The 22,814-nt window shown below is 45.7% G+C and carries 25 protein-coding genes; 22 read left to right on the top strand and 3 right to left on the bottom strand.

The features are described from left to right. Window positions 1–15 precede the first annotated feature (15 nt). A complete protein-coding gene (locus tag LZG94_RS07425; RefSeq protein WP_215232804.1) occupies window positions 16–420 on the top strand; it encodes a Dabb family protein in 405 nt (134 codons plus the stop codon). Window positions 421–480: 60 nt separating this feature from the next. Here the strand turns inward: LZG94_RS07425 and ung are convergent, their stop codons facing one another. Continuing rightward, on the bottom strand, window positions 481–1,146 hold the full coding sequence (ung, locus tag LZG94_RS07420) for a uracil-DNA glycosylase (protein ID WP_215232803.1): 666 nt from the start codon (window positions 1,144–1,146) through the stop codon (window positions 481–483). Window positions 1,147–1,272: 126 nt separating this feature from the next. Between ung and apaG the strand changes: the two genes are divergently transcribed. The 12 genes from apaG (at window position 1,273) to LZG94_RS07360 (ending at window position 12,810) form a co-directional block, all read left to right on the top strand. Then, a complete protein-coding gene (gene apaG / locus LZG94_RS07415) occupies window positions 1,273–1,659 on the top strand; it encodes a Co2+/Mg2+ efflux protein ApaG (protein WP_215232802.1) in 387 nt (128 codons plus the stop codon). Between the two features lie 46 nt (window positions 1,660–1,705). Then, window positions 1,706–2,479: an O-methyltransferase gene (locus LZG94_RS07410; RefSeq protein WP_233791290.1), complete on the top strand. Its 774-nt coding sequence runs from the start codon at window positions 1,706–1,708 to the stop codon at window positions 2,477–2,479. 104 nt (window positions 2,480–2,583) lie between these two features. Then, a complete protein-coding gene (locus LZG94_RS07405; RefSeq protein ID WP_233791286.1) occupies window positions 2,584–3,552 on the top strand; it encodes a DUF2157 domain-containing protein in 969 nt (322 codons plus the stop codon). Further along, entirely contained in the window at window positions 3,549–4,685 is a 1,137-nt protein-coding gene (locus LZG94_RS07400) for a hypothetical protein (protein WP_233791285.1), read from the top strand. The genes LZG94_RS07405 and LZG94_RS07400 overlap by 4 nt, the downstream gene beginning before the upstream one ends. Before the next feature lie 58 nt (window positions 4,686–4,743). Further along, window positions 4,744–5,721, top strand: a complete 978-nt coding sequence (locus LZG94_RS07395; protein ID WP_233791283.1) for a glycoside hydrolase family 43 protein — start codon at window positions 4,744–4,746, stop codon at window positions 5,719–5,721. A 29-nt stretch (window positions 5,722–5,750) separates the two neighbouring features. After that, window positions 5,751–7,781: a sialate O-acetylesterase gene (locus LZG94_RS07390; protein ID WP_233791282.1), complete on the top strand. Its 2,031-nt coding sequence runs from the start codon at window positions 5,751–5,753 to the stop codon at window positions 7,779–7,781. Window positions 7,782–7,816: 35 nt separating this feature from the next. Next, on the top strand, window positions 7,817–8,878 hold the full coding sequence (locus LZG94_RS07385) for an endonuclease/exonuclease/phosphatase family protein (protein WP_233791280.1): 1,062 nt from the start codon (window positions 7,817–7,819) through the stop codon (window positions 8,876–8,878). 94 nt (window positions 8,879–8,972) lie between these two features. Then, complete coding sequence (locus LZG94_RS07380; protein ID WP_409013244.1) at window positions 8,973–9,734, top strand: EcsC family protein; 762 nt, start codon at window positions 8,973–8,975, stop codon at window positions 9,732–9,734. 41 nt (window positions 9,735–9,775) lie between these two features. Next, the gene (locus LZG94_RS07375; RefSeq protein ID WP_233791278.1) at window positions 9,776–10,564 is read left to right on the top strand and encodes an ABC transporter permease; all 789 of its coding nucleotides are present in this window, start codon (window positions 9,776–9,778) and stop codon (window positions 10,562–10,564) included. A 1-nt stretch (window position 10,565) separates the two neighbouring features. After that, the gene (locus tag LZG94_RS07370) at window positions 10,566–11,330 is read left to right on the top strand and encodes an ABC transporter ATP-binding protein (RefSeq protein WP_233791277.1); all 765 of its coding nucleotides are present in this window, start codon (window positions 10,566–10,568) and stop codon (window positions 11,328–11,330) included. 2 nt (window positions 11,331–11,332) lie between these two features. Then, window positions 11,333–12,346 (top strand): MlaD family protein, encoded by a 1,014-nt coding sequence (locus LZG94_RS07365; protein ID WP_215232792.1) that lies wholly within the window; start codon window positions 11,333–11,335, stop codon window positions 12,344–12,346. Between the two features lie 95 nt (window positions 12,347–12,441). Next, a complete protein-coding gene (locus tag LZG94_RS07360) occupies window positions 12,442–12,810 on the top strand; it encodes an Hpt domain-containing protein (RefSeq protein ID WP_215232791.1) in 369 nt (122 codons plus the stop codon). 10 nt (window positions 12,811–12,820) lie between these two features. Here LZG94_RS07360 and LZG94_RS07355 read toward each other — a convergent pair whose 3' ends face one another. Both LZG94_RS07355 and LZG94_RS07350 read right to left on the bottom strand, forming a co-directional pair. Beyond that, on the bottom strand, window positions 12,821–14,005 hold the full coding sequence (locus LZG94_RS07355; protein WP_233791276.1) for a glycosyltransferase family 2 protein: 1,185 nt from the start codon (window positions 14,003–14,005) through the stop codon (window positions 12,821–12,823). Window positions 14,006–14,008: 3 nt separating this feature from the next. Next, window positions 14,009–14,926, bottom strand: coding sequence for a glycosyltransferase family 2 protein (locus LZG94_RS07350; protein ID WP_233791275.1), 918 nt, complete (start codon window positions 14,924–14,926; stop codon window positions 14,009–14,011). Window positions 14,927–15,105: 179 nt separating this feature from the next. Between LZG94_RS07350 and LZG94_RS07345 the strand changes: the two genes are divergently transcribed. Genes LZG94_RS07345 through LZG94_RS07305 form a run of 9 tightly spaced genes read left to right on the top strand, consistent with a single transcriptional unit; the run spans window position 15,106 to window position 22,814 of the window. Continuing rightward, complete coding sequence (locus tag LZG94_RS07345) at window positions 15,106–15,642, top strand: hypothetical protein (protein WP_215232788.1); 537 nt, start codon at window positions 15,106–15,108, stop codon at window positions 15,640–15,642. Next, window positions 15,639–16,796, top strand: coding sequence for a response regulator (locus LZG94_RS07340; RefSeq protein WP_215232787.1), 1,158 nt, complete (start codon window positions 15,639–15,641; stop codon window positions 16,794–16,796). The genes LZG94_RS07345 and LZG94_RS07340 overlap by 4 nt, the downstream gene beginning before the upstream one ends. 6 nt (window positions 16,797–16,802) lie before the next feature. Further along, window positions 16,803–17,141, top strand: a complete 339-nt coding sequence (locus LZG94_RS07335) for an STAS domain-containing protein (protein ID WP_233791274.1) — start codon at window positions 16,803–16,805, stop codon at window positions 17,139–17,141. A gap of 28 nt (window positions 17,142–17,169) precedes the next feature. Beyond that, window positions 17,170–17,745, top strand: a complete 576-nt coding sequence (locus LZG94_RS07330) for an anti-sigma regulatory factor (RefSeq protein ID WP_233791273.1) — start codon at window positions 17,170–17,172, stop codon at window positions 17,743–17,745. A 2-nt stretch (window positions 17,746–17,747) separates the two neighbouring features. Continuing rightward, a complete protein-coding gene (locus tag LZG94_RS07325) occupies window positions 17,748–18,875 on the top strand; it encodes an acyltransferase (RefSeq protein ID WP_233791272.1) in 1,128 nt (375 codons plus the stop codon). Between the two features lie 29 nt (window positions 18,876–18,904). Beyond that, a complete protein-coding gene (locus tag LZG94_RS07320) occupies window positions 18,905–19,795 on the top strand; it encodes a glycosyltransferase family 8 protein (RefSeq protein ID WP_215232783.1) in 891 nt (296 codons plus the stop codon). Window positions 19,796–19,806: 11 nt separating this feature from the next. Beyond that, window positions 19,807–20,568 carry a glycosyltransferase gene (locus tag LZG94_RS07315; RefSeq protein ID WP_233791271.1) on the top strand — a complete coding sequence of 254 codons (762 nt, stop codon included), beginning with the start codon at window positions 19,807–19,809 and terminating at the stop codon, window positions 20,566–20,568. Window positions 20,569–20,583: 15 nt separating this feature from the next. Next, a complete protein-coding gene (locus LZG94_RS07310; RefSeq protein ID WP_233791270.1) occupies window positions 20,584–21,927 on the top strand; it encodes a flippase in 1,344 nt (447 codons plus the stop codon). A 35-nt stretch (window positions 21,928–21,962) separates the two neighbouring features. After that, a complete protein-coding gene (locus LZG94_RS07305; protein ID WP_233791269.1) occupies window positions 21,963–22,814 on the top strand; it encodes a glycosyltransferase family 2 protein in 852 nt (283 codons plus the stop codon).

The following is a 22,814-nucleotide window of genomic DNA, read 5'->3' as shown; positions in this document are numbered from 1 at the left end:
TTTGAATTGCTACAAATGAAAACGAGAAATAAAACATTAGGATATCTGGTACCAGTTTTTGCGCTTTGCGTATTCATGCTGGTAATCTATGGCGCTTATGTGCCGCACAAACCAGCTGAGACGCAGAAAGTGGTATGCATTAAATTTAAAGAAGGAGCTACTGCCGAAGATATGGAGAAACACTTGCGTGACTTTGCTTCCATGAAAACGTCGATCAAAGACCTGGTTGCCTATTCGGCAGGTCGTGTTCAGAAGTCAGAAGGAAGTGCAAACGAATTTGATGTGATCCATTACCTGACTTTCCGCACGGATGAAGGTGCACAGCAATATGCACTAAACTCAGACCGCAAGGAATTTATCAAAACCAATGAAGCAAATTGGGATAAGGTGCTGGAAATGAATTCCGATATTCAGAAATAAAAAAATAGTAATAGGAGTGAAAATTTGAAAGAGAGTCGGGTTTCCCGGCTCTCTTTTTTTTTACCAGTTAATTGGCTCCAATCCTTTACTTGTCAAAAATTCATTTGCCTTGCTGAAATGCCCCGTCCCAAACCAGCCGCCGTTATTAGCCGACATAGGTGAAGGATGTTTTGCTTTGAGTATCAGGTTTTTATTTGCATTGATAATCACTCCCTTTTCCTGCGCATACCTGCCCCAGAGCATATAAACAACATCTTCCTTATGATCCGACACGCATTTTATAACAGCATCAGTGAAACGCTCCCAGCCCTTATTCTGGTGAGAACCTGCCAACCCGCCCTGTACAGTCAACGTCGCATTCAGCAATAGTACTCCCTGTTTTGCCCACCTTTCCAGATTCCCGGACTGCGGGAATGGCTTTCCCAAATCCTGCTGAATCTCCTTAAAAATATTGTTCAGTGAAGGCGGCATACGCACCCCGTCATTGACCGAAAATGAAAGCCCATTTGCCTGTCCGGGCCCGTGGTAAGGATCCTGACCAAGTATCACTACGCGGCAATCGTCAAAAGTGCAGTAATTGAATGCGTTAAATATTTGCTTTGCCGGAGGATAAATTTGTTTGGTTTTATATTCCTCTTTGACAAATGTCGTTAATGCTTCGAAATAGGGCTTTTCAAATTCCGGTGCCAGTTTCTCTTTCCACGATTGCTCTATCTTTACATCCATATCAGGTCTTTGTTTTTTGGGCCAAATTATATGTTTTTGATTTGGTTTTATCAGTAATTGATTGCTATTTTCGTTTAAGTGGAAGTAATGCCGGGTACGATTTATTTACCAACACCCTCAATCCATATGGTTTCCAAAGTGACAGATGGTGTGAAAGTCACCGTTTTGACAGAATATCAACCGGACTATTCCAATCCGGGGCAGGACCATTACGTGTTCACTTACAAGATATTAATTGAAAACCACAGTGAACATACCGTGAAGCTTTTGCGCAGGCACTGGCTGATCCACGATGCAAATGCTACTGTGCGTGAGGTGGAAGGAGCCGGTATTGTCGGACTTCAACCGATCCTGGAACCTGGCGATGTGCATGATTACGTCTCGGGCTGCAACCTTAAAACGGATCTCGGCAAAATGTCGGGCACCTATTTAATGGAGCGGGTACTGGACGGACGTCAGTTCCGGGTTGTGATTCCGGCATTTTCATTGGTCGCCCCATATCGTTTAAATTAATATCGTCGGGAATATCTGCCGATACCTCCGAAAAACTCCCATTCATTTGATTGCCGCGTATTTAAAGTATCTGCTCAGGTCCGGAAACCAACATTCGATCCATTCTCCGTTTCTGTTTGACCTGTATAATCAGGTTATCAATGTAAAAGACCAGCGCGCAGATTACGCGGAAATTAAAAAGCTGAGAAAAGAATTACTTTCTTCCAGAGAGATCATCGAAATTCTTGATCTGGGTGCTGGGTCGCGGGTCAACAAATCCAACCAGCGAAAAATAGGCACGATCGCAAAAAACGCAGAGAAGCCCGAGAAGTTTGGAAAACTTTTTTACCGGCTTGTGCAGCGTTTTCAACCGGAAACGGTGATCGAGCTGGGCACTTCACTCGGACTTACTACACTCTATTTCTCGAAAGCAAATCCTGCCGCCGACATCATCAGTTTTGAAGGCTGCCCGCAAACTGCCGCGAAAGCAGAAACGCATTTTACGCGGCTGGGAGCACAAAATATAGAAGTAGTAGTTGGCAATATAGATCAGACACTTCCCGCCAGACTTGCGCAGCTCGATCAAACGCTGGATTTCGCCTATTTCGACGCAAATCATCGTTACGAGCCAACTATGCGCTATTTTGAGGATTGCCTGCCGCATATTCAGGAGAATTCGGTATTCATTTTTGACGACATATACTGGTCGAAGGAAATGACGCAGGCTTGGGAGCAGATCAAATCGCACCCGAAAGTCACGCTTACGGTAGACCTTTTCTGGATCGGACTTGTATTTTTTCGTACCGGACAAGCCAAAGAAGACTTTACCTTACGTTTCTGAAAAGCGGCAAGTGAGCATAACTTTTCGGCCGATAAATAATTAGCAGGAGTATTAGCAGAATAGGATTCTCAAAGTTGCTAATTTACCTTTCTGTCCCTATCTGAATGACAACGCAAAGTATCCTCAAAGAGCTGATTAACAAAAAGATCATTTCCGGTCACCAGGCGGAGGCGATCAGTTCATTTGAAACGAATAAGGGGTTTTCGGTGCACTGGGAACTCAGGTCAATTCTTTTTCTGGGCATTCTCCTGTTTAGTTCGGGCATTGGAGTGTTGATCTACGAGAATATTGACACAATTGGTCACCAGGCTATTATCGCCGCCATTGCAATTCTGACGATCGTTTGTTTCTGGTCCGTATTCAGAAACAGCCTACCCTATCAGCATTCCGAATTAAAAAACACTAACAAATTTGCCAGCTACGTCCTTCTCCTCGGCTGCACTACATTTCTCGCGCTCGAAGGCTATTTGCAATTTCAATATGAAATTTTCGGAACTAAATATGGCCTGGCGGTCCTGATCCCCACTATCCTATTCTTTTTCAGCGCCTATCGTTTTGACCACACGGGCGTACTTTCCATGGCGATTACAGGGCTCGCTTCTTGGGTGGGCCTCACGATTGCGCCGCTTTCGGTTCTTACAAAAAATGATTTTACCGACCAAAGACTGGTCTGGTCGGCGATTATCCTCGGCACTTTGCTGGCTTTGACGGGCTGGCTCAGCGATTCAAAAGAAATCAAAAAGCATTTTTCATTTACCTATCTCTTTCTGGGGGGAAACCTCGCCCTGATCGCTTCCCTGATCGGCTCATTCAGAGGCGAGCCGCAGATCGTATTTCAGTTTGCAGGACTACTGTTCTCAGCTTTCTATATATTAACCGCCCGCCGCTCCCAGTCACTCGTTTTTCTGTTAATGGGCGTTGTGACAGCATACATCATCATTTCCTATATGTTGGCTAAGCTTTTGGGTGAGGCGCTTGCCGTCACGCTCGCGACGCTGTATTTTACGTTTTCAAGCATCGGTGTTATTTTGTTTTTGCTCAAATACAAAAAATTCCTGGGTATCAATAGATGATAAAGGCTTACAATAATACCTGGGTTACCAATCTTTATATTCGGGAAATTGCCGCCGGCTGGGTTTCTAAAAATCTGCTAACAAGCGAACAGGACGCTCAAATTCAGAAAGCTTTCCCTGAGCATTTTTATCGTCCCGGCATATTTGTGGCGATCGGATTATTTTTGTTTGCATCAATCGCCTGTTCCTTTTTTGCAGGTTTCCTTTCCCTTTTCTTTCTGGATGGTTTCTCCGATGGGGCATTCGGCATATTCTCCATCATCTGCGCTATCGCTTTTCTGGCTGCGCTCGAATTTGTGATCCGGGACCGGAAATTGTACCATTCCGGCATTGATAATGCGTTACTTTACGCGGCAGTCGGGGCGGTTATAAGCTCTTTTTTCCTGATTATTGAGGGTGAAAGGCCGTGGCTATATTGCTTTTTGTCGCTATTTATTCTGGTTCCGGCATTATTGCGCTACGCCGATTTGCTGGTCGCCGTCGTCACCTACTTCACAGCCGCGGCACTCATCGCATTGATCCTCACTGAATCCGCATTGGGTAAGGCACTGCTACCTTTCGCATTAATGATATTTTCATTTCTCAGCTACATGCTGGTCAGTCGCAGTACCAGTATTTATTACCACAAATGCCAGCAGATACTGGAAATGCTTTCACTAGCTACCCTTTACCTGGCTGGTAATTATTTTGTCGTGAGAGAAGGAAATGCACTGCTCAACGATCTGCCCGCATCAACACAGGTCGCATTTGCATACCTGTTCTACTTCTTCACAGCTGCAATTCCAATAGCATATATCTGCCTCGGACTGAAAAAGCACAACAGGATTTTATTTGTAACCGGCTTGCTGACACTTGGCGGATCCATTGTAACCTACCGTACCTATTTTCTTCAACTTACAATCTCACAAGAACTCACACTGGCAGGCACTTTTCTGATCATAGTCGCGGTACTTGCGATCAGGTATTTAAAAAACCCGAAAAAGGGCATTTCTGACGAGCCGGAGGCGAAACGGAAGTTTGCTTACCTCGAAGCGATCGTGGCCGCAGAGGTACTTGGCCAGGCTCCCCAGGAGAACGGAATTCAGTTTGGAGAAGGAAATTTTGGTGGCGGAGGAGCGGGAGAAGCATATTAATCTGAGCAAAAAGTTAGAACTTTACCCAGGTTCAAATATTAGCTCGATTTATCCCACTATGAAGAAATACCTTTTCCTGCTTCTGATCTGCGTTTTTACCAATCCCCTATTTGCTCAGTCTGCTAAAAAAACATCCGGTAACCCTGTATTTAAAGGCTGGTACGCAGACCCCGAAGGAATCATTTTCGACAAAACTTACTGGATATACCCTACCTTTTCCGCGCCTTATGAAAAGCAGGTGCATTTCGACGCATTCTCTTCCAAAGACCTTGTCAATTGGAAAAAGCATGAGAATATCCTCGATACCAGTTCCATAAAATGGGCAAAGCGCGCGATGTGGGCGCCTTCCATTATTGAAAAAGACAAAAAATACTATTTCTTCTTCGGCGCAAACGATATTCAGAGCGACAGCGAAAAGGGCGGAATCGGAGTGGCTGTCGCCGACAAGCCCGAAGGCCCCTACCGCGATCACCTCGGCAAACCGCTGATCGATAAATTTCACAACGGAGCCCAGCCGATCGACCAGTTTGTGTTCAAAGATAAAGACGGACAATACTATCTTTTTTACGGCGGCTGGAAACATTGCAATGTAGCCAAGCTCAAACCGGACTTTACAGGTTTTATCCCCTTTGAAGACGGTACCATTTTCCGCGAGATCACCCCAAAAGGCTACGTGGAAGGCCCATTTATGTTTATCAGAAATGGCAAATATTATTTTATGTGGTCAGAAGGCGGCTGGACAGGTCCTAATTATTCAGTTGCCTACGCTATTGCCGACTCTCCTTTCGGACCTTTCGAGCGTGTGGACAAAATTTTACAGCAGGATCCCAAAGTAGCTACCGGCGCCGGCCACCATTCGGTGATCCAGGTACCTGGCAAAGACGAATGGTACATAGTTTACCACAGAAGACCGTTAACTGAAACCGACGGAAATCACCGCGAAACGTGTATTGAAGTAATGACTTTTGACAGCAAGGGTTTGATCAATCCAGTCAAAATCACGTTTGAAGGTATAAAACCTGTTCAGATAAAGTAATTGTTGTTGCGAAAAAGTATCTGCGTAAAATGAAGGCATTAATACCTGTCACCAGCTGCATGCACCGGCTGTTAAAAAATTCGGTAACCCTACTTTTTGTAATCTGCATTTCGGTACCTGTTCAGGCGCAGCGGTTCAATTCTGTCGTTTTTGAAAAGCTTCCCCAGGATTTTCAGCTTTATCCGCGTGACGAAAAAAGTGAGGGAATTGTCCCGATCTCCGGGATTGTTGAGGCGCCGGACTGGAACTATATATCTGTTCAGATCACGAGAAATAATGCTCCATTTAAATATCTGAAGGCGAATCTTACTTACCAGTCCGGATTAGGAAGATTTGCAACCGAGGCGAAGATCAAAGCGGAGCTTGCGGGTTATGATTTCAAAGTTTACGTAGTGAAAGGAAGCGACTCGGTACTGGTAGTGACGAGGAAAGATGTGGTCAGCGGGGACTTTTTTGTCTTGTCGGGACAATCGAATTCCACCGGATTTTTTACTGAACAGGATACTTCCAGGTTTTGCAGGACATTTGGAAAAATTACTGAAAACCTCAATACCAATCCTTACAACCCAGCTGATACATTATGGGCATTTTCTAATGATGACAGTTTCAGGACGAATGTGGGTTCGATGGGTTTTGAGATTCAAAAGCAGCTTACTCAGAAATCCGGGATTCCAAATTGCCTCATCAATGCCGGATTTCACTGGTCTTCCGCATTTGATCACACTAAAAGAAACGAAGCAAACCCTACTGACCTGAGTACGGGATATGGCCGAATGCTTTACCGCGTTCAGAAAGCCGGTGCAGCCGATGCCGTGAAAGCATATATTTTCCGCCAGGGCGAAACGGAGGCTTACCATGAAGGCTCAGACTGGCCGTCAAACTTTGCCCAGCTTCGCAAACTCGTAAAACAGGACTTTGCTAACCTGGCCAGAATTTACGTGTATCAGATCGACATTATCTTTTATCCCTCACCCATCGGCGCAGAAGTACGTGACTATCAGCGGCGGCTTTCGGAAATATATCCCGACGTAACTTCGCTGGCAACCGTGGGCACCGCCGAATTTGACGGCTTGCATTACGGGCGCGAAGGAAACAAGCAAAATGGCTTCGAGCTTTCCAGGATCATGCTCAAAGACTTTTACAATTCAACAGATACCTCTAATATCCTTTCGCCTTTACTCAAAAAGGTATTTTTTAAAAATGCCGAAAAAAAGCAGCTGGTACTGGTATTTGACGAAGGCCAGTCGCTGGTGTACCCTGAACTCTACCGCACGCCTTCGGGCGTAACGTTGGATATGAAGGATTTTTTCTTCCTCGACTGGGAATCGGGCAAGGTAGCCTCGGGCAAAGCGGACGGAAACAAGATATTGCTCGAACTGACGAGCCCTCAAAATTCAGGTATCATCAATTATCTCCCGATGTACATACCTGAGGGCGGCCCATACTATCCTTTTACAGGTCCGTATATTAAGAATAGTAAGGGAATGCGCGCGATGACTTTTTACAATGTGCCGATCGGTACCGCATTGGCTGCACCGACCTTAACTGCCGCAAAAGAGAACGATACGAAGGTAAAACTCAGCTGGCAGATACTGGCGGGTGCTAATCAATATGTACTTGAAAGAAGATATTCAGATGAGTCAACATTTATTAAAATTGCCAGCCTGGATTCAGCAGATACCCAATTTGTAGACGAACCCCAGCCGGCCGATACCGTTACGTACAGATTGAAAGGAATCGGAAAGCTCTCTGAATCAGCCGACTTCGGTTACGCAAGCATTAATATGCCTGTTGTGCTGGGTGTGGAAAAAGTACCTGGCGCGTTATTTTCAGTATTTCCTAATCCAGCAATCAATAACCAGAAGGTACAGGTGAGATTTAGAAAGCCTGTATCGGGACAACTTTCGGTCTTATCTTTGGACGGACAGACCATTTCGGAAATACAGGTAAAAGATGAGGGGGAAGTGAGTATGGACCTGCCAGCATTTCGGGAAGGGATTCATGTGATCAGATTCAGATCGGGAGAACAGGAATGGTCCGGTAAGATACTGGTGCGTTAGTCGACATATACTTACCATCGTGAATTAACTTAAATATGCATTCTCTTAAAACGGGTTTGGAAATCGCCGGCGGGCTGATCGTTCTTTTTTCAGTTATTCCGCTCATTAGAAACGATTTCTGGGCTTTCCGCGTGTTCGAATATCCGAGGCTTCAGAAGCTTTTTCTGAACGTTCTGGTATTGATATTATACTGCTTTCTATTCGGGATATCCTCGGATTTCGAGATCGGCTTTGTTATAGTTCTGTCCCTTAGTACAGCCTATTTATGCTATCAGATCTTCCCCTTCACGTTTCTTGCGAAGCGCGCCATGCTACGGGCAACGAAAAGTGATCCCGACAATACGGTAAGCATTATTTCATCCAATGTATTTCAGGATAATAAAAACACGGCCGGCTGCCTGGCGCTGATCAAAAAGTATGATCCTGAGATCGTATTGCTTCTTGAAACAGACCAGTACTGGCATAAGGGTGTGGAAGAATTGAAGGAGACTTATCCGCATCAGGCGCTGGTTCCACTGGAAAACACGTACGGAATGCTCCTTTATTCCAAGCTAAAACTGAAAGATACGGAGGTACGTTACCTGGTCGACGAAGAGATCCCGTCTATCAAAACGTGTGTGGAACTTGCTTCCGGCAAAACGTTCCAGCTGCATTGCGTACACCCTACTCCGCCCGTTCCCGGAGAAAATATTTATTCGACCGAGCGGGATAAGGAATTGCTGCTGGTAGCCAAGGAAGTGAAGGAATGCCAGATACCCACGATCGTCGTCGGCGACCTGAACGATGTGGCCTGGTCTTACACCACGCAACTCTTTACCAGAATCAGCGGGTTGCTTGATCCGAGGCTGGGACGCGGCTTTTTCAATACATTTCATGCCAAGTACCCCTTCCTGAGGTTTCCCCTCGACCACGTTTTCTGCTCGACGGATTTTAAATTGAATCATTTGAAAAGGCTGGAAAATTTCAATTCCGATCATTTCCCGATTCTGATCTCACTGCAATACGAAGCAATCGCTGAAAAGCAGCAGGAAGAGCCGGAAGCGGACAAGGAAGACCTGGAATTGGCGGAAGAGAAGATCAGAAAAAAGACCGATTAAGGTTCAGTTGGAATGATTTTTGTGATCAAGTGGTAAACCTGATCTATAAAATTTACAATATCCTTCCCGATCCTTTATTCTGACCGATATGCACTTGACCACTTACGAGGAAAATACGCGGCAAGAACTGTTGAAATGGCAGCATAAGATGCAAAAGCGGCCCAACTTTGTCGATAGGACTTCGAAGGCGGTGCAGGATAAGGTCAACAGCATTATTCCCGACAAAGTACACCAGGCGATCACGACGACGATCAAGCAAATGACGCGTGCAGTGCTTACCGGTGCAGAATTCACAACATCCATAACTCCGGCCCGGCATTCCCTGGAAGAAATCGAGGAAGCAGCCCGGAAAAGAATACTATTTTACAAAAGAGCAGGTGCAGCCGAGGGCGGGATCACAGGTGCCGGCGGTTTTCTTCTGGCACTGGCCGAGTTTCCGATCCTGATCGGTATCAAGCTGAAATTACTTTTTGAGATAGCAGCTATTTACGGTCGCCCGGTGAACGATTACCGCGAGCGACTTTTCATACTACACATTTTTCAACTCACCTTTTCCAGCCAGAAACAGCGGCAGGAGGTTTTTTTGAAAATGAAGGATTGGCAGTTGAAAAGTCAGGACCTGCCCGAAGATATTCACCAATTTGATTGGAAAACGTTTCAACAGGAATACCGCGACTATATTGATCTTGCTAAAATGGCGCAGCTGATCCCCGGCATCGGAGCCGCGGTTGGGCTGATCGTCAACTACCGTTTGCTGGACAAGCTCGGAAAAACAGCAATGAATGCGTATAGAATGAGGTGGTTTGAGGAACAGACGCTGCCGGGAAACAAAGCATTACTCCCGCAGAGCGTCTGAAAGGGAAGCAATATTTAAAAAATCACTTTGCCAAAATTTGAATGAGCGCTAAGAAAAGAGAACACGTTTACACCAGAAGATTGGACTCGGCCTTCCTGGCAGTTTACAATGGCTACGTATTCTTTCTGAGATTTTTCCGGGAAGTATTCAAGGGAAGAATGGAATTCCAGGAAATCGTAAAACAGTGTTACGCGATCGGGAACAAGTCACTGTTGCTGATCGGGATGACGGGTTTTATTACCGGAATGGTATTTACAAAACAATCCCGGCCCTCACTCGCCGAATTTGGCGCAGTTTCCTGGCTGCCTTCACTGGTCGCAATTGCGATCGTCCGTGCACTTGCTGCATTGGTAACAGCCCTGATCAGCGCGGGGAAGATCGGATCAAGTATCGGTGCAGAACTGGGCTCCATGCGAGTAACGGAGCAGATCGATGCGATGGAAGTTTCCGCTGTAAATCCGTTCAAGTTTCTGGTCGTAACCAGGGTACTTGCCTCCACGATTGCTATCCCGATTTTGATGTTCTATTGTACGGCGGTGAGTTTGCTAGGCGCTTTTTTAAATGTAACTCTCAACGAAGGGACCAGCTTTATCGCCTTCTTCGAGAGCGCGTTTGAGCAAATCACATTTCTCGACATTTTCACTTCACTTGCCAAGTCAATCGCTTACGGATTTACAATTGGTATTGTAGGATGTTACCAGGGATATAATGCCAGCAAAGGCACCGAGGGGGTTGGAAAAGCTGCTAACTCGGCCGTTGTTATCTCCATGTTCCTCATTTTTATCGAGGAAGTGATCATAGTTCAGGTATCTAATTATTTCAGGGTATAAAATGCAAGAAGTAAATCAGCCCGAAGCGCCGGTAATCAATATACAGGATCTGCACAAATCCTTCGGAAGCCTGCACGTACTTCGCGGTGTTGACCTTAGAGTCGAAAAAGGGGAGAACGTGGTGGTATTGGGTCGCTCAGGTACAGGTAAATCCGTATTGATCAAAATCATAGCCGGACTGTTGAAACAGGACCGCGGAGATTGCCTCGTTCTAGGTCAGGAAGTATCTACCCTGAACCAGAAAGAGTTGCGTGACCTGAGGATGAAAATAGGTTTCTCATTTCAGAACAGCGCCTTGTACGATAGTATGACGGTGCGAGAAAACCTGGAATTCCCGCTGGTGCGGAACGTTGCAAACCTGACCCGCGCAGAAATCAACGAACAGGTTGAAACCGTGCTTGACGCGGTTGGGCTGCTGCAAACGATCAACCAGGTACCTTCCGAACTTTCAGGCGGCCAGCGCAAGCGGATCGGTATTGCGCGAACGCTCATTTTGCAGCCTGAGATTATGCTGTATGATGAACCCACAGCCGGCTTGGATCCCATTACCTGCCTGGAAATCAACGAACTGATCAACGAGGTAAAGGAAAAATATCACACAAGCTCGATCATCATCACTCATGACCTGACCTGCGCCCGCGCTACCGGCGACAAAATCGCAATGCTGCTGGACGGTCAGTTCCTGAAACAGGGTACGTTCGAGGAAGTTTTTAATACAGAGGAAGAAAGAATCAAAAGTTTTTACGATTATAATTTTATTCAGTAATAATGGAAACATCAACAAGAAAACGCTCCGTTACAGTAGGTCTCTTTGTCATCATCGGCATCGTGATTTTCGTTGTAGGCATCCTTACGATCGGGAGCATGAAGAAGGTTTTTTCTTCCACAATAACCGTCAAAACTAAATTTGACGATGTAAATGGATTGAAACCTGGAAATAATATCTGGTACTCAGGTGTCAAGATCGGGACTGTGAAAACGATCCGCTTTCTGGAAAATTCCAGGGTAGAAGTAATGCTAAATATTGAAGAAAAATCTCAGGAATTTATCCGAAAAAACGCGAAAGCGAAAGTCAGCACCGACGGATTGATCGGAAATAAGATCATTGTAATCTACGGTGGTACCCAAAAAGTACCTTCTATCGAGGACGGTGACGAGCTGGTGGTTGAAAAAATGGAAAGTACAGAAGAAATGCTGGCCGTTTTATCAGAAAACAACAAAAACCTGCTCGGTATCACCAGTGCCTTTAAAACCATCAGCGGGAATATCCTGGCCGGAAAAGGAACAGTGGGGATGCTTTTGAATGATGAAAGACTTTATAACGACGTTGACCAGACGCTGGCTGCGCTCAAAAAAGCTTCCGTGAATGCGCAAACCATGACCGCGTCCCTTTCGAGCTACTCTCAAAAATTGACCCAGAAAGGCGGCCTCGCGAATGATTTCGCAACTGACACAATGATCATGCGGGATCTGCGCGGTACCATATCGCAGTTGAATGAAACAGTAGGTTCGGCCAATGTAATGGTCAATAACCTGAAAACGGCGAGTGCCGAGTTGAACTCCAATAAAACAAGCCCGCTGGGTATATTGCTGCACGACGAAGCAACAGCGGCTAATCTGAAAGGAACTATTCAAAATCTGGAAAGCAGCACTGGAAAGCTTGACGAGAATATGCAAGCGCTGCGCTCAAATTTCCTGTTCCGCAGATACTTCAAGAAGAAAGCGAAGGAAGAAGCGAAAGAGCCTGCAAAAGAAGAGCCAAAAGCAGAGGGAACCGAATAAATGTTATAGTTTTGCGGAATTACTTTGGGGGAGTGTAATGCTCCCTTTTTGTTTATAAAATAACTCACTTCTGGAAGACTTTTAACCGTAAACCGATGGCCCTACAAATAAATCCAGCCCTGGATATTGCTTATATTGACCAGGCATATGGAGAAGATCCCGTAATTCTGCACATGATTTTTGATGCGTTTTTAAGCGACTCGCTCCCCCGATGGAGAGCTTTGGAAAACGCACTGAGCAGAGACGACAGAAAGGAGTCGGCCAGTATTGTTCACGGGTTAAAACCTTCCTTCACCATGACCGGCCTTACCGGTATCCGCCCGCGGGTTGAAGTGCTCGAAAAAGCGATCAAAGATGAAGCGGATGCAGGCGAGCTGATGGAAATGTATACCGCTATTTCCAAAGACCTTGACATCTTCATTCCCATTCTTGAAACCGAATCTGCGCGTTTGAAGCTGATGTAATACTGCGGTTTCAAATTGCATTGCTGGCACTTTTCCGTTTGGAACGGTCCCAGGCGGCACTTTGTGATCCCTTGATATATCTCCTGATCCCGGCTAGCACGGCGTAATTCATCACGCAAAAATAGTAGGGAACGAACAGCGCCTTGACCTTGATCCTGCGCTTTTCGAGCAACCAGCCCAGCAAGGCAGCACCGTAAAATGCAACCTGCGCAGCCAGTATCAGTCCGTAAAACCAGCCGCCCGTTTGTGCAACAATTAAGATATTGAGCACAAAAGCAAGCATCATCAGGAACGGCGTAATTGTCCAGCGCAGTACCCGGTGACTGATATATTGAAATGAGAGCAGCGGGTCGTGAAAAGGATTCAATAGTTTTTTAAGTCTCAAAATCGACTGTATCCCGCCTGCGGCAATACGCACTTTCCTCTTCAATTCTTCCTTAATGTCCTCCGACGAAAGCTCCGATGCAAAGGCGGCCGGCTCGTAAATAATGCGGTACCCCTGCTGCGCAATGCGCATGGAGATCATGAAATCGTCGAGTATGGTATCCGGCTCCACGTCCGTATAAAGTGAATTCCTGACACTGAAAAGCTCTCCCGCCGCCCCAACAACCGAATACAGCTCAGAATCCCACTTTTTCAATGTAGACTCGTATTTCCAGTAAAATCCTTCGCCAGCTGTCGCATCTGCAATCGCCTCCTGCATAACCCTTTTTTCACCCGATACCGCCCCCACTTTCGGATCTGCGTAATGCCGGGCTATCAGTAAAAGTGCTTCCTGATTCAGGAAAGTATTGGCATCCGTAAAAACCACGATTTCAGACTCCACTTCTTTCATTGCCCGGTGCATTGCCAGTATTTTCCCGCTACGCTGCGGCGTGTGCATGAGTTTGATCTCCGGATAATGCCGCACCAGCTCCGGCGTGCTGTCCGTGGATCCGTCCGTCACAAACACGACGCTCAGCTTGCCGGCAGGGTACGAAAGCTGCAGCGTATTCGCAATTTTCTCTTCGATGATACTTTCCTCATTATAGGCGGCGATGATCAATGTTAACGTCGGCAGCTCGTGGTCCAGGCCGGGAATAACCCGGTTACCCTTGATCATGCGCCGCAAACGGACAAGGATATACAACACGATACCGTAGCCGAGAAAGGTGTAAAAAACGACGAACAGACTGAGCCAGAAGAGGATTTTCATAAATTAGCGGGTAAGCGGAAAGCCGAGTTCGTCGCTGTCCGCCTTGTGAGTTAAATGCCAGGTAATAGCTTTCAGGAACACCGGGATGAAGCTGTATTCCTTGTTTTTGATATATTTAAAAATATTCCGGGGCGCGACTGTGGCCAGAAAGTAGCAGCAGAAAAAGAAGAAGGTACCGCCAGGTGCATTCTTTCGGATGAACAAAATGCGATTCCTGTTCATGAAATATTCCTTTAACGCAGTGCGCTTCCCCACCGAAACCGATTCCTTGTGATAGATCAGCGCGGATAAGTCGACGTGGATCTCGTAACCCGCCTTTCGGATGCGCTCGCACCAGTCCAGTTCTTCATAATAGAGAAAATAATTTTCTGCCATTAATCCCGCCTTTTGCAAAGCCTCCCTCCGGATCATCATCGCTGCGCCGTGCGCGTAGCCCGTCTCCCCGCTGAGCGAATCATATTGCCCCCTATCCTCTTCAAACTGCCCGATCACCGCATTACGGGCCGTTAAATAGTTCATTGGCGTGTAGCCCGTATATTGAAGTATTTCGGGGGTATCGAAATAGTTGATCTTTGGAGAAATCATTCCAATTCTTGGATTCGCCTCTAACTTAGCTGCCAGCTTGCCGATCAGATCGGGTGTAACTTCCGTATCGTTATTGATCAGGAACAAAAAATCACCCGTAGCCTGTGCGATCCCGATATTATTTCCTCCTGCAAAACCGGTGTTTTTTTCTGACCTAATAAACTTAATATCGGAATATTTCGCGTTCCAGGCAGGAACAGGGTCAATCCGACTGCCATTGTCGACCACTATAATTTCCAGATCACGGTAAGTATTAACCTCTTGAAGCGATTTGAGCAGGTCCTCGGTAACCTGAGGCTGGTTAAAATTAACCGTCACAATGGAAACTGTTTTCATTCAAAAAATGACTTCTTAAAGTGTTCGGAATGAGGGAATATTTTCGTTGTTTTGTAGAACTATTTCAAAATTAGCATAAAAAATATAGCTTTAACAAATTGTAATGCTGATGTGCGTATTTTGAACTAAACACCTGCATTCGCACATAGAACCAAGCATCCCTAATCAACGCTGAACTAGTGAAAATTACCCGTCTGCTGGAAATCAGGCCCGTTAAAATCTTCCCGAGAAAACAATCGGAGAATACATTGCTTGAGAGTAAGGTGCAGGAGCTGGTTCAGGCGATCGGGCAAGCGCCTGTAGATTCGCATCGGGCCAGGATCTATCAGGAGCAGATCTCGGAAGCATTTGAAAACGCCGAGGAAACGCGCAGGAAAATCGCGCCTTTCCGGGCACTTGACGAGGATAATTCACTTTCAAGGGAAGAGCTCCTGGAAGGATTGGAAAAATTGCTGGCCGAAAATCAGATAGATAGTAAGATCAGCAGCGGACATCCGGCCAATAAAGGACTTCAGAAAGGAGTGATATTGATACTGGCTGTGATTCTGATCACGACCGGATTTGCAATGATCATTATGCCCGCTCCTGCGAGTTTTGAAATTGCGACCATATTTTATTTCACGCCTCAGGACGGCGTCACGGTAATGGACCTGGTTTCGTTGCTGATCATTTTCGGTGGAGTGCTCCTGATCGTTTTAAACTTTAACAAGAAATGATCGCATTTCCCGACCCGCCCACCAGTGTAAAAAGGATCCTTTTGGTGGAAGATAGCGTGCTGTTCGGCAGAGTGATCGAGTCGGCCCTGCGCAAAGCCGGTTATGAATGCGTGCTTTGCGACTCCGGCCCCGGCGCACTCGACCTGTTGTCAGTGGAAATTCCTGACCTGATCATTTCAGATTACGATATGCCGGGCATGAATGGTTTCCACTTTCGCCAGGCGGTGCTGATGAATCCCAAAATCAATGAGATACCCTTCGTATTCCTCACCTCCTTCACCGACAATTCGCTGGTTCTGGAAGGTTTGAATATGTATGCACTGGATTTCATCAATAAAGAAACACCGATTCCCGTCATCGTTTCCAAGCTGAATAATATTATCAAATCGCTTGAAAACGAGCATTTACGGTCTGTTCGTGAGCTAAAAATCGCAGCCGACGCATTGAATGTGAAATCTATCCCGACCAGCGCACCTGAGCTGCCGGGCTTCAAGATCCATTTCTGGCATAAAGGCTACCGGGGCTATCCAGGCGGGGATTTTATCGATTTTGTCCGTGTCGATAATCGCTATTGCTTCGCATTTCTGGGCGATATTATGGGAAAAAAGTGGAAGGCCTGGTTTTTCACTTTCGGCTTCCTGAGCTATATCCGTGCAGCGATCCGGTTTTGTGTATTGGACAAGGATTTTGATCTGGATGAAATTGTTCAAAAGATCAATAAACTGATCTGTCTCGATGAAAGCCTCCAAAATATCCTGTCCAGCCTTTCGCTGATCCTGCTCGACAGCGAAACCGGCGAAGTGCATTACACCGGCGCGGGTGACCTTCCGTTGATCGGCTTCAAAACTGCAAACCAACGCATAGCAACAGTCCAGTCTTCCGGTCTCTTGCTCGGCCTGCTGGAAGAAGGATTATATGACAAACAGGTCCTGAAAATGCAGCCCGGAGATCAGCTCGCGATATTCACCGACGGTATGATTGACATTCCCGATAAAAACTCTAAAAAAAGCGATTATCCATTTTTTGTTGAAAAGATCCGGCCCTATTTAGGCCAGTCGCACAGTTTTGACCTGATCCAAAAGTATGTACTGTCGGGTATCGACGACTCCAACCAGCTGGATGACGCGAGTATTATTTTTATTGAAAAACAATAGGTTACTATGATCCTAAGTACAAAAGAAGTTAACGGCGTTGTTCAGGCCACCATTTTAGCAGTAGAAGCCAACCTGACCAATGCAGACCAGTTCAAAGAGGAAATGATCACCATGATGGTGAACGGTGCAAAACTGATCGTGGTGAGCTTTGAAAATGTGAATTATATAGACAGCTCATTTTTGGGAAGCCTGGTGGTCGCGCTCAAATACGGACTGCCAAGAAGCATCGATATTTACCTGGTCGCGCTGAAACCAGATGTACATAACTTGTTGACGCTGATCAGAATGGACAAGGTATTCCGGATTTTCAAGGACCACGAGCAGGCGATGGAAACGCTAAGTTAATCGGTGGTGAAACGTTTAAAAACAGAGCATGAGGGAGCCGAATAACAAGTTTGAGAAAGTTTTTAAATGCAATCGCCAGGAAATTTCAGACATGTTGAACCGGTGTATGGATTATGTGGGCAACGATGAAATGATCTCCGGAGGAGTTACTCCTGAGATCAGGTCGCGGTTTAAATGGGTGGTAACGGAAATGCTGACCAATGCGATCAAGCATTCGGGGGTTGACGAATGTACACTTTCCATTAAAAATGACGCAAAAAGTCTCATACTGGAAAAAGAAGATGTTGGACTTCCGCTGAGGCTCGCAGAACCCGATGGTCAGAAGCACATTAGCTGGCCGCTGGAAGGAGCTGTCCTGCCGGTCAATTTTCAGATCTATCAGAATGGGGTCGAGTCGCTTTTGCTGACTTCGACCAGTAAAACGAATGCAGTTTTTTCAGTAAAAGAAATAGGTGACGGCGCATTACCGCCGGTCTCCGCTACTCTGAACGAACATTTTGGCCTGCTGATCCTGGCCAAAGCAGCAGACGAATTTGAATATGAATACGACGCCCAGCGTGGGATAAACCGGTTCAGGTGTGTATTTAATTTGAAAAATAATTGACGATGAAGCACAGGTTTGAGGTACTTGACATTTTCCGGGGCTTGTTTGCGTCATTGGTTTTCCTTTTCCATCTGGCCCCATTCGCAGCGACGCCGATCATCAACAACAGCTTCATCGCGAACTCGGATATGTTTGTGGATTTTTTCTTCGTGCTCAGCGGATTTGTAATTGCATACAGTTACCAAGCAATATCCTCTGTCAGCGAAGTAAAATTATTTCTCAAAAAACGCTTTCTGCGGATCTACCCGCTGCATCTTTTCATGCTGCTGGCTTTTGTGATAATTGAATTCGGCAAGAAAATGATCACAGCTTATGTAAAAGTCAACAACCCGAACGATCCCGACAACAACATTTACACCTTCATTACCTCCCTTTTTCTGCTCAACTCCACTCCCGTTTTCGATCCGAAAGACGTAAGCTGGAATATCCCAAGCTGGTCCATCAGCGCGGAAATGGTATCCTATATTGTATTTGCACTCCTCACATTGTGCGTATTTATAGTAGGTGCGGGTAAAATAAAAAATTGGTTTTACGCACTGGTAGTGATTCTGGCAAGCATCTGGCTGATTTCTGTTCAGACCGGTTTCAAGATCGACTTTACTTTTGATTATGGTTTTTTAAGAGGCGCGATCGGCTTTTTCCTTGGCGCGCTTTGCGTGAACTTCTTCCGGCTTACTTACAACAACGTTTCGACATTACCTTCCACGCTGTTTACATTCCTTGAAATAATAACTGTGGCCGTAATAGTGGTTATGATCAACTGGGGAGAGGTTTTGAAAGAGATCGGTTTTGTTTACGAAGCATTATTTTTTGTCTCGATCTACATTTTTGCATTCGAAAAAGGGCGCATTTCAGGTTTGATGAAAAGTATCCCGCTGCTCCATAATCTGGGCAGATACTCCTACTCTATTTATATGTGTCACGCGCTGATGATCAGCCTGTTCAACGTGGTGTTTATCAGGGTACTTAAATTTCCCGAAACCGCTTACTCTTACCTATTTATACTGAATTTCCTGATCATCTACATCTTCTCAGCCTGGACTTACAAGCACATAGAAATGCGGTTTGCGTATAAGTCGAAACCGAAAGCAGCTAGAAATGTAGCGTCGCCCGAATTGAAAACACCCTAATAATCAGCCAGAATTATAACATCGAAAGTATGAGCATGAAAGACACGATTACCATTGTAGTTGCTACCGATAACCACTACGCAATACTGCTGGGCGCGCTGATCAAATCCATCGAGATGAATCACAAGACGCACGAAAAAATCGCATTGTACATTATCGATGACGGCATTTCGGCATCCAGTAAAAAGAAGATACTCGCGTCCAGTAATCCGGCGGTGACGACGATGTACTGGCATAAGACCAATGATGTAATTCCGCCTAATGTGAAGATTCCGGTAGATAAATCTGCCTTCCCGATCACTACTTACCTGCGGCTTTTTGCACCTTATATCATCCCGAAAGAGACTACAAAAATGCTTTATCTGGATGTGGACATGCTTTTGATCGAGGATATCTCAAAACTCTGGCACATTGACCTCGGTGACAAACTCTTTGCGGCAGTGCCCGATCTTGCGAAGATTTTTGCCAGCGAATGGGGTGGTGTTCCCAACTATAAAGAGCTAGGTTTTGCGCCCGACACCCCCTATTTCAATGCAGGTATGTTGCTTTTGGATCCTATCAAATGGAGAGCGGGCGACCTTTCGAACAAAATTATCCAGACTATTTTTGACAACATCGCGTCGGCCAGTTTCCCTGATCAATATGGTCTGAATGTGGCTCTGGCAAATCAATGGGTCATTTTGGACCAGCGCTGGAATACATTCGCGGTGCTCGAAATTGAAGATCCCTGGCTGATCCACTATCTCGATATCAAACCGATATTCCAGTCTTACAATTGTAACCCGGCTTACAAAGACCAGTTTTACAAATACCTGAGAATGACGCCGTGGAAAGACCACAAGCCTGTTCCAGACTGGGTGAGGCTGAGCAGAAAAGCCTATAACAAACTGAGAAAAATTGTTTCGGGATATCTCAAATAGAACACTTTCAGATGCATAGTTTTGATGAAATAACTTTACTCGTAACGCATTATAACCGAAGCACTTCGCTCGAAAGGCTATTGAAAAACTTCGCCGATTTGGGTTGCAGTTTCGGAAATATAGTTGTGTCCGACGACGGCAGCAAGCAGGAGCATATCGACTATATCAATTCCCTCAAAAGCAAATACACTTTTCAGCTGGTAACCACGCCGAAGAACAAGGGTTTGGGGAATAATATCAATAAAGGCCAGGACGCGGTGGGCACGCCTTATACTTTGTATGTGCAGGAGGATTTTGTGCCGCAAACCATTTTTCCAACAAACCTGGCCAAAGCTTTTGGTTTCATGCAGGAGCGGAAGGAGCTGGATTTTGTCCGGTTTTATGCCTATTTCAAATATCCTTATCTGAAACCCTACAAAGACGGATTTTCGGATATGATCTTCAAAATCGGCAATCCCGGCTACAAGAAATTTTACTATTACAGCGACCACCCGCATTTGCGCAGAACCACCTTTTTCCAAAGGTTCGGCCGCTATCCAGAAGGCTTGAAAGTGGAAGTGACCGAGTACAAAATGATGATGTCGGTTTTGAAAAACAAAGGTAAGGGCCTGTTTTTTGAGGAATATACCACCCTGTTCGACCAGGTGAACTCTTCTGCTGAACCGAGCACGGTAAGGCGAAATTTCTGGCGGGAAACTGAAAATCCTTTCGTTACCATGTCCCGGCATTTGTACCGGCATGTAAAATTTAATTACGACTATCTGACCTCCTAGCGTCAGCCCGGTACCATGGCAAGTGAAAAAAATGGAAATGACCAGTATTGGCTGAAATCGGGATTTATCAATGTCCTGCAAAACCTGACGGGTGTCTTGTTCGGTTTTGGGGGATTTTATTTGCTGGTAAGAATGCTCGACAAGCATTCATTCGGTGTGTGGACACTTTTCGCGGCTACTACCACCATTTTCGAAATGGTACGCAGCGGACTGATACAGAATGCATTGATCAAATATCTTTCGTTCAGTGACGCCAAAGAACATAACAAGATTCTTTCCGCTTCTTTCGCGCTCAGCGGCGGGCTTACTGTGCTTTGCATTCTGGTTAACTTGTTGCTGGCGACTTATTTAGGCAGGATCTGGAATTCAGAGGAGATCATTCCGCTGTTCTGGGTTTACAGCATTGTTTACCTGTTTTCAGGTATTCTATCACAATTTCACTGGATGGAACAGGCCAATTTCCGGTTCAATGGAATTTTCTTCACGAACTTCTTAAAATCCGGCGTATTCTTTTGCTTTCTGCTTTTTTGCTTCATTTTTGACTTTCAGATAAAGCTGGTACAGCTCGTGTACGTGCAGGCGGTTGCCTTGTTTCTGGCTATTTTACTGGAATATTATTTTGTAAAAGACCTGCTGACTTTCACTTTGCAGGTAACCGGAGAGTGGGTCAGGAAACTATTGAATTACGGCAAATATGCATTCGGTACGTCAATAGGCTCCATTCTTTCGAGCACGATTGACCAGATGATGCTCGGTTCGCTGCTTTCGCCGGCGGCTTCTGGTGCATTCAATATCGCAGTTCGCATTATGAACCTGGTCGATATTCCTACCAATGCGATCGCCGTGATCGTGTTTCCGCAAAGTGCGCGCCGGCTGGCTACGGAGGGGGAAGCTGCTATTAAATATTTGTACGAAAAATCGGTCGGTACCATTCTCGCCATACTCATCCCGGCACTGCTTTTCCTGTTTCTTTTTCCGGATTTTGTAGTGAGTTTTATCGCCGGCGACAAGTACACCGAAACAATCCCGATCCTGAAAGTGACCGTTTTATATTGCGTACTGATCCCGTTTGGAAGACAATTCGGTACCATTCTCGATTCGATCGGCAGACCGAAAATCACCTTTTCACTGGTACTCCTGAGCGCAATCACCAACCTTGGACTTAACTATATTCTGATCACCAGAATGGGCGTAATGGGGGCGGCTTATGCGACTTTGATTTCCAACATTTTCAATTTCGCAATCTCACAAACGATATTGAACCGGATACTTAACGTCAACATTCTCAACACTTTCGTTTACGCTTACCGGTTTTATCCCGAGTTTTTTGTCAAATACATCAAGCCGAGGCTAACCTGATTTCCAATACTGATCAACATCATAAGTCGATTCAAATGTCATTTTTTAAAAACCCGGACTGGCTCGAAAAATACAATTATCCCTACACTGCATTCGAGCAGATCCCGGCGACTGTTTTCGATGAAATAAACCAGAGGCTGGACCAAAAACAGTCTTCCAACCCACTCGTGACCGTCATGATCGCGGCCTGGAATGAGGAAGTCAACCTGCTGAGATGCGTAGCGACGTTAGCGGCGATGGCAACTGTTACCCCATTCGAAATTCTGGTTGTCAACAATAACTCGACCGACAAAACGCAGCAAACCATTGATTCCCTGCATGTAAGAACCGTTTTTCAACCCATTCAGGGACCGGGCCCGGCGCGACAGTTGGGACTTGAAAATGCAAAAGGCAAATACATTCTCCTCGCCGATGCCGATTGTTTTTACCCGAATTGCTGGATGGACGAAATGCTGAAAGTACTTACCCAGCCCAGCGTAGTTTGTGTTTACGGGAGGTATTCATTTATCAGCGAAGAAGGCTATTCGCGCTGGCAACTGTCGGTTTTGGAAACAGCCAAAGATGTGATCGCCGAATACCGCCACCTCAACCGCCCCTACCTCAATACTTACGGGATCAGTATGGGATTTGTGCGTGAATATGCATTGAAAATTGGCTTCGTCATGAAAAACGTGCGGGGCGAAGATGGCCGATTGGCCTATGCACTAATGAGTTACGGAAAAATCAAACAAGTAAAGTCAAACAGCGCGCGGGCCTGGACTGGCGCGCGTACATTGAAAAGAGACGGAAGCTTTTTTAGTCTTTTTACGAAGCGGGTGGTAAAAGAAATTAAAGGGCTGTTCTTCAATCTGCATTCAAAAGCGCCGAAGGAAATCGAAAAGCTCTGA

The organism is Dyadobacter sp. CY343, from assembly GCF_021390335.1.
GTDB lineage: Bacteria > Bacteroidota > Bacteroidia > Cytophagales > Spirosomataceae > Dyadobacter.
Note: the sequence above shows the minus strand (reverse complement) of the source record. Positions and strands in the feature narration are given on the sequence as shown.

Excerpts from the sequence above, each read along its gene's own strand:
- LZG94_RS07425 (WP_215232804.1), top strand. The coding sequence starts at position 16 with ATGAAAACGAGAAATAAAACATTAGGATATCTGGTACCAGTTTTTGCG.
- ung (WP_215232803.1), bottom strand. The coding sequence starts at position 1,146 with ATGGATGTAAAGATAGAGCAATCGTGGAAAGAGAAACTGGCACCGGAA.
- apaG (WP_215232802.1), top strand. The coding sequence starts at position 1,273 with ATGGTTTCCAAAGTGACAGATGGTGTGAAAGTCACCGTTTTGACAGAA.
- LZG94_RS07405 (WP_233791286.1), top strand. The coding sequence starts at position 2,584 with ATGACAACGCAAAGTATCCTCAAAGAGCTGATTAACAAAAAGATCATT.
- LZG94_RS07400 (WP_233791285.1), top strand. The coding sequence starts at position 3,549 with ATGATAAAGGCTTACAATAATACCTGGGTTACCAATCTTTATATTCGG.
- LZG94_RS07395 (WP_233791283.1), top strand. The coding sequence starts at position 4,744 with ATGAAGAAATACCTTTTCCTGCTTCTGATCTGCGTTTTTACCAATCCC.
- LZG94_RS07390 (WP_233791282.1), top strand. The coding sequence starts at position 5,751 with ATGAAGGCATTAATACCTGTCACCAGCTGCATGCACCGGCTGTTAAAA.
- LZG94_RS07385 (WP_233791280.1), top strand. The coding sequence starts at position 7,817 with ATGCATTCTCTTAAAACGGGTTTGGAAATCGCCGGCGGGCTGATCGTT.
- LZG94_RS07375 (WP_233791278.1), top strand. The coding sequence starts at position 9,776 with ATGAGCGCTAAGAAAAGAGAACACGTTTACACCAGAAGATTGGACTCG.
- LZG94_RS07370 (WP_233791277.1), top strand. The coding sequence starts at position 10,566 with ATGCAAGAAGTAAATCAGCCCGAAGCGCCGGTAATCAATATACAGGAT.
- LZG94_RS07365 (WP_215232792.1), top strand. The coding sequence starts at position 11,333 with ATGGAAACATCAACAAGAAAACGCTCCGTTACAGTAGGTCTCTTTGTC.
- LZG94_RS07360 (WP_215232791.1), top strand. The coding sequence starts at position 12,442 with ATGGCCCTACAAATAAATCCAGCCCTGGATATTGCTTATATTGACCAG.
- LZG94_RS07355 (WP_233791276.1), bottom strand. The coding sequence starts at position 14,005 with ATGAAAATCCTCTTCTGGCTCAGTCTGTTCGTCGTTTTTTACACCTTT.
- LZG94_RS07350 (WP_233791275.1), bottom strand. The coding sequence starts at position 14,926 with ATGAAAACAGTTTCCATTGTGACGGTTAATTTTAACCAGCCTCAGGTT.
- LZG94_RS07340 (WP_215232787.1), top strand. The coding sequence starts at position 15,639 with ATGATCGCATTTCCCGACCCGCCCACCAGTGTAAAAAGGATCCTTTTG.
- LZG94_RS07335 (WP_233791274.1), top strand. The coding sequence starts at position 16,803 with ATGATCCTAAGTACAAAAGAAGTTAACGGCGTTGTTCAGGCCACCATT.
- LZG94_RS07330 (WP_233791273.1), top strand. The coding sequence starts at position 17,170 with ATGAGGGAGCCGAATAACAAGTTTGAGAAAGTTTTTAAATGCAATCGC.
- LZG94_RS07325 (WP_233791272.1), top strand. The coding sequence starts at position 17,748 with ATGAAGCACAGGTTTGAGGTACTTGACATTTTCCGGGGCTTGTTTGCG.
- LZG94_RS07320 (WP_215232783.1), top strand. The coding sequence starts at position 18,905 with ATGAGCATGAAAGACACGATTACCATTGTAGTTGCTACCGATAACCAC.
- LZG94_RS07315 (WP_233791271.1), top strand. The coding sequence starts at position 19,807 with ATGCATAGTTTTGATGAAATAACTTTACTCGTAACGCATTATAACCGA.
- LZG94_RS07310 (WP_233791270.1), top strand. The coding sequence starts at position 20,584 with ATGGCAAGTGAAAAAAATGGAAATGACCAGTATTGGCTGAAATCGGGA.
- LZG94_RS07305 (WP_233791269.1), top strand. The coding sequence starts at position 21,963 with ATGTCATTTTTTAAAAACCCGGACTGGCTCGAAAAATACAATTATCCC.